Source organism: Nostoc sp. UHCC 0251 (assembly GCF_034932245.1).
GTDB lineage: Bacteria > Cyanobacteriota > Cyanobacteriia > Cyanobacteriales > Nostocaceae > Nostoc.
Map to the genome: position 1 here is coordinate 1 of NZ_JAYGHD010000182.1, position 6,037 is coordinate 6,037.

5 protein-coding genes are annotated in these 6,037 nt (G+C 44.4%); 2 read left to right on the forward strand and 3 right to left on the reverse strand.

Annotation, left to right across the window (positions count from 1 at the left end; genetic code table 11):
* Nucleotides 1-137: 137 nt before the first annotated feature.
* Nucleotides 138-635 carry a GNAT family N-acetyltransferase gene (locus tag VB740_RS16740; RefSeq protein ID WP_323201092.1) on the forward strand — a complete coding sequence of 166 codons (498 nt, stop codon included), beginning with the start codon at nucleotides 138-140 and terminating at the stop codon, nucleotides 633-635.
* 257 nt (nucleotides 636-892) lie between these two features.
* Complete coding sequence (locus VB740_RS16745) at nucleotides 893-1,570, forward strand: TetR/AcrR family transcriptional regulator (RefSeq protein WP_323201093.1); 678 nt, start codon at nucleotides 893-895, stop codon at nucleotides 1,568-1,570.
* A 202-nt stretch (nucleotides 1,571-1,772) separates the two neighbouring features.
* Here VB740_RS16745 and xylB read toward each other — a convergent pair whose 3' ends face one another.
* The 3 genes from xylB to VB740_RS16760 form a co-directional block, all read right to left on the reverse strand.
* A complete protein-coding gene (gene xylB, locus VB740_RS16750; RefSeq protein WP_323201094.1) occupies nucleotides 1,773-3,266 on the reverse strand; it encodes a xylulokinase in 1,494 nt (497 codons plus the stop codon).
* 67 nt (nucleotides 3,267-3,333) lie between these two features.
* A complete protein-coding gene (locus tag VB740_RS16755; protein ID WP_323201095.1) occupies nucleotides 3,334-4,842 on the reverse strand; it encodes a mannitol dehydrogenase family protein in 1,509 nt (502 codons plus the stop codon).
* Nucleotides 4,796-5,956: a sn-glycerol-3-phosphate ABC transporter ATP-binding protein UgpC gene (locus tag VB740_RS16760; RefSeq protein WP_323201096.1), complete on the reverse strand. Its 1,161-nt coding sequence runs from the start codon at nucleotides 5,954-5,956 to the stop codon at nucleotides 4,796-4,798. The genes VB740_RS16755 and VB740_RS16760 overlap by 47 nt, the downstream gene beginning before the upstream one ends.
* Nucleotides 5,957-6,037 lie beyond the last annotated feature (81 nt).

Below are 6,037 nucleotides of genomic sequence, written 5' to 3' on the forward strand. Positions count from 1 at the left end.
GCAGATTCAGCTTATTATTGCATGACCGATTTCTGGATCTTATTTAATCCTCATTTTTTTTCACGAATGATTTTGGATTGCTGTATAACTAAAGTTGGTATCTTTGTATCAGAAAGTTAAACAGGCATACGATCTGAATGAGTACTAGCGAAATATCTCTACGACCTGCCCAGGAAACAGATGTGTGGGTACTAAGTGCAATTCATATTGCTGCTATTAAAGCTCTACCTCCAACTTTCTATACCCAAAAAGAACTTTTAGCTTGGCGTAATTACCTCGACAACCCTGATGGTTCAAATATCTTGAAGAGTATGAAATTGGAAACTTGCAGGGTTGCAATCAAGGGAGATGTTGTTATAGGTTTTGCTAGTTTTATTGTTGATGAATTAATTGGGCTGTATGTCCATCCTAAATATCAAGGTAAAGGGATTGGGCGTGCTTTAGTTCAACATTTTTGCGATGAAGCAATTGATCAAGGTATAGATAAGGTATTTACAACTGCTAGCCTTTATGCCGAAGGATTTTATTTACGACTGGGATTTACTGCCATTCAAAGAGCGCCTCATTATTTAAGAAGTGGGGTAGTTGTCCCAGTTACTAAAATGAGCAAAATATTAGCTATTGTACCGACATAAACAATTCGCAATGGGCTAACGCCCCGCTTCGCTAACGCAATTCGCAATTCGTAATTTGTAATTCGTAATTACGTTTTGTGTTGGGGTCTAAATCCCTAACATAAAACAAGCTTTGGCATTAGGGATGGGGTTTTAAACTTGAACCGATATAATATTTTGAATAACTTTAAAAATGCTGCTATCAAGATTATTTCTCCCCAAGTTGCAACAACTTTTTCCACATAACCTATGATGTAAATAAGTACTTGCCAGCATAAATGAATAAAACTATCCGTTCATCAACTCTCACCCGTAAACGTTTGATAGAAGCCGCCTCGCAGGTATTTGCCAGTTTAGGTGTTCAAGGAGCAACTACCCGTGAAATAGCTCGTGTTGCTGGTGTGAATGAGGTGACTTTATTTCGCCACTTTGTTAGCAAAGAACAACTTCTGGGAGCAGTAATTGAAAACGCCTCGGCGCTTCAGACACAAGCCCTTGCACACCCCGAAGCCTGGACGCAGGATCTAAAAATTGATTTAAAACAGTATGCCCATCTTTACAATACTATGCTTGAGGCACAGGAAGACTTAATTCGTACCTTCATTGGAGAAGCTAAACGTCATCCTGAGGCAGCCAAACAAGTGATTCAAAAAGCTGCCAACCCATTAGGGGAAAAACTGGTAGCTTACCTGCAATCGAGTCAGAGACGAGGTACAGTCAGAGCAGACCTTGATCCATTTCCAGCAGTCGATATGTTTAAAGGAATGCTGTTAGCTGGAATGCTATGCCGCAGTGCAAAATTCAATCAAGGTAGCTATAGCTGTGAGGAATATATCGAAACCTGTGTAGATATTTTTGTGCGTGGTATTAGTGCCACTCCCCTCTCAGTTTTCAAGACAGATGTAAGCTATGAGCCAAATAAGACAGTTCATGCCAATAGCAGTAATTCGGAGTAGTTGAAGTTGAGATTAAGAATCTCAGATTTATTTAAATAAAGCAATCTCTTTGGGAAGCAACCACTCGTCAAACTCATATTTTCCAGAAATACTCGGTGATTCTTTTTTAGCGATAATTATATTCCGTAATTTCAAATTTAGACTTTTATAATATCAATTTAATTATTTATTTAGAGCTTGAAAACAGTTATATGGTGTTTTGTCAACGAACAGATTTTAATACCTCGTAAAGTAGCTTGTATCGCTTAAACCCTGATTCATACAAAAGATTTGCCTGCGGCTGTACCACATTACTATCCTGCTGTAGTATCTTAAATGCAATTTCTAAATTGGGGTAGGCACCAACCCCCACCATTGCCAAAATAGCTGCTCCGTAAGCAGCTCCTTCTTCAGCTTTGGGAGCAATGAGTTCTGTTTGCAAAACATCTGCCAAAATTCGTAACCAGATGTGAGAGCGTGCGCCTCCACCAGTTGCCAAGAGTTGATGAACAGGAGCGATCGCACTAATTACCTCCAATGCTTCTCGCAAGCTAAATGCAACCCCTTCCAGCACAGCACGAATTATATCTGCTTGCGTATGAGCTAATGATAAATTCACCAAAGCACCGCGAGTATCTGGATCGAGGTGGGGACTGCGTTCTCCTGCGAGGTGAGGTAGAAATAGAACACCACGCGCACCAGGCTGCGATCGCTCTGCCATATCCATCAACTCGGTGTAGGATATATGCGGTGCAAATGTATCTCGATACCAACGCAGAGAACCACCTGCTGCCAGCGTCACTCCCAGCAGATGATAGCCACCATCCACATGACAGAACAAATGTACCCGACCTTCTGGATCGGGAATTGGGCGATCGCACGGTGCAAAGATAACTCCCGATGTACCGATACTCAAACTACCCCGGTTCAGGTTGCTTGATGAGATGCCCAAACCAATGGCGGCTGCTGCATTGTCACCTCCGCCTGCGATTACAGGTAATCCCACAGGTAATCCCACGCGGGCGGCTATTTCTGATTTTAGCTGTCCAGCGATCGCGGTAGATTCTATTACCGGGGGGAACAACGCTGGATTAATATCAAGAGTATGGAGAATATCTGTATCCCATTGCCGATTCGCCAAATTCAGACAGCCGACACCGGAGGCATCAGATGGTTCTGTCACTGTTTCGCCAGTTAGCACATATCCCAAATAATCTTTTGGCAAAAGAATCTGCCATAACCGAGTGTATGCTTCTGGTTCTTCAGTCCGCAACCAGATGAGCTTTGGCAGTTGAAATCCTGTAATTGCCGGATTTCCAGTCCGCTGGATCAACTCCTGACGGGGAATAGCAGCTTCAATTTCAGCAACAGCTTTACCTGTGCGCTGGTCATTCCACAAAATTGCCGGTCTAATCGCTTTACCCTCCGCATTGAGAGGAACCATACCATGCATTTGTCCAGACAAACCGAGGGCGTAGACGCGTAGCGGCTTGTCGCCAGACATCGCTCGGTGTCCGCTTAGCTGTTGAGTAACATCAGAAAGAGCATCCAAACTTGCTTCCACCCAATCTGATGAGTTCTGTTCTGTCCAACCGGGTTGTGGGGTTAACAACGGATAGCTTCTGGTTGACTGAGCGATAATTTGTCCTTGCAGATTAACTGCGATCGCTCGTACTCCTCCTGTACCTAAGTCTAAGCCAACTACAATGTCGCTCAATTGCCCCTCCAAATTCTTAAGATTCAGAAGGCGGAAATGAAACTTCCGCCTTCAAAAGTCGTGGCTTTCACTCTCTGTTTTTCTGTAAGAATTTGACTAATGTTTCTTTAGCTCCAAACTCATACAACCTGCGTAAATGGTTCGTAACTGCATCAACAAAAAGCGGTGACTGCGATAAATCGCCAAAAATCTCAGTTAGGTTGAGCAATGGTTTGGCATCGGAACCACTGGTATGAGCTAGTTGAGTCAGAGTACCTCCTATTGGATCATTGATGGCAATGGCGTTACCTTGGTCATCCAGCCCATTGAGATAACGGAACCAAGCTGCAACGGTGAGGCTCATGTAATCAATTGCCCCTCCTTGATGCAGCGCGTCACGAACTGAGCCTAAAACAAATTTTGGCATTTTGGCGGAGCTATTCAAGCAAAGACGCGGGAGTTGATCTCGAATCTTAGGATTGGCAAAGCGTTCAATTAAAGTTTTTTTGTAATTATCTAAATCAATCCCCGGTACAGGTTGGAGTGTCGGCGTAACTTCTGCCATCAAATTATCAACAGCTTGGCGAATCAATGGATCTGCCATGACTTCATGAACGTATGTATAACCTGCCAAGGAACCGAGATAGCCTATTAACAAATGACTGGCGTTGAGTAGCCGGATTTTCATCATCTCGTAGGGATGAACATCGCTAGTCATCTGAACGCCAACGGATTCCCAATTTGGTCTACCTGCACTGAAATTATCTTCGACTACCCACTGAAGAAACGGTTCGGCAACAACTGGAAAGGCATCATCAATGTTGAATTGTTCCGCCACCATTTTGATATCTGCTGGGGTGGTAGCGGGGGTAATGCGATCGACCATGCAGTTGGGAAACGCTACATTTTCGGCAACCCAACGTCCCAATTCCGGATTCTGCATTTGGGCAAATGCGGTTAACATTTTGCGGGCAATGTTGCCGTTACCTTGCAAGTTGTCGCAGGACAATACGGTAAACGGTGCTATTCCCTGTTGACGGCGGCGATCGAGGGCTGCTGTCAAAAAACCATATACTCCAATTGGTTCATCAGGATGCTGCAAATCGTATTGAATTGTTGGGTGATTGGCATCGAATTCACCGCTACCTTCAATATAGTAGTAGCCTCCTTCGGTAATGGTGAGGGTGACGATATGGCATTTGGGATCTGCTAAGGTGTCGATCACGGCTTGGCGGTTATCTGGGGCAAACAGATATTTTGTAATTGCTCCAATCACACGAGCGCGATCGCCTTCTGGTGATCTTTCAACTAAGGTATACAAACAATCTTGCGAAGTCAGTGCATCCCGCATTCGTTTGTCGAATTCCAGTAGCCCAACTCCGCAGATTCCCCATTCACTATCGGGATTTTGATGAAAGTAATTATCCAGGTATAACGCCTGATGTGCCCGATGAAACCCACCCACACCAATATGGACAATACCATTAGTGATTTGATGGCGATCGTAATTGGGTACGCGAACGTTATTGCCTAAACTAGAGAGAGATGCTTCATTCAGTTTGATTGCTGATCCTGTGCTGATGATATTGCTGTTCATGGGATTCATTCAGAGTTAGGTGGTGACGATGAGCTTTGGGAATGGTTTGACCGCTTTGATCGAACAAATGGCAAAGTTCACCATTAATATAGATAGGAACGAAATCGTGCAATTGGGCAGGATTATCTCCGTCTGTTTGCATAACTATGGTTTCACCACCCGCAATCTTGATGTAGAGATAGGTTTCTCCGCCTAATCGTTCTACAACTAATACTTCGCCATTCAAGCTTGGGTTATTGCGATTAAGCAGCAGGTGTTCGGGACGAATTCCTAATGTTGCGCGATCGCCAACCGACAGGGTTTTAGGTTTCACTGGAATCATTACAGTTGCCTCACCAGGAAGTCTAACTGTTGTTCCAGAGTCACTAACGGCTGAAACTGTCACCGAGATAAAGTTCATTTTCGGTGAACCAATAAATCCGGCGACGAATAGATTGCGGGGATGGTGGTACAGTTCTAGAGGAGAACCCATTTGTTCGATAATGCCGCCTTGCAACACCACAATTTTGTCAGCCAGGGTCATTGCTTCAACTTGGTCGTGGGTGACATAAATCATCGTAGCTTGCAAGCTGTCGTGTAAGCCGGCAAGCTCAATCCGCATTTGCACCCGCAAAGAAGCATCTAGGTTAGACAACGGCTCATCAAACAAAAATACTTTGGGATTACGTACCAAAGCACGACCGATCGCTACCCGTTGGCGTTGTCCTCCCGATAATTCTTTGGGCTTCCGATTTAAAAGCGGCTCTAGTTGCAGGATACGAGCGACTTCACGCGCCCTTTCATAACGCTGGGCTTTTTGCATACCCGCAAGCCGGAGGCTAAACGCCATATTCTCCGCCACGGTCATATGAGGATATAAGGCGTAGGTTTGAAACACCATTGCCAAACCTCGTTTATCGGGAGGTATATCATTGACTTTCTGCCCATCAATGAATAAATCTCCAGAGGAAATTTCCTCCAGTCCAGCAATCATGCGGAGTAAGGTTGATTTTCCGCAACCGGAGGGGCCGACGAAGACGACAAACTCGCGATCGTTCACATCGAGATCAATGCCTTTGATGATCTCCGTGTCGGCGTAGGTTTTATGGATATTTCTTAAAGCAACTGTTGACATAAAATGTTTCCATTAATGGGTTTAAGGGCGTTGCTGAATTAAAGTATGAATCTGGATGTAGAGACGTAGCAGTGCTACGTC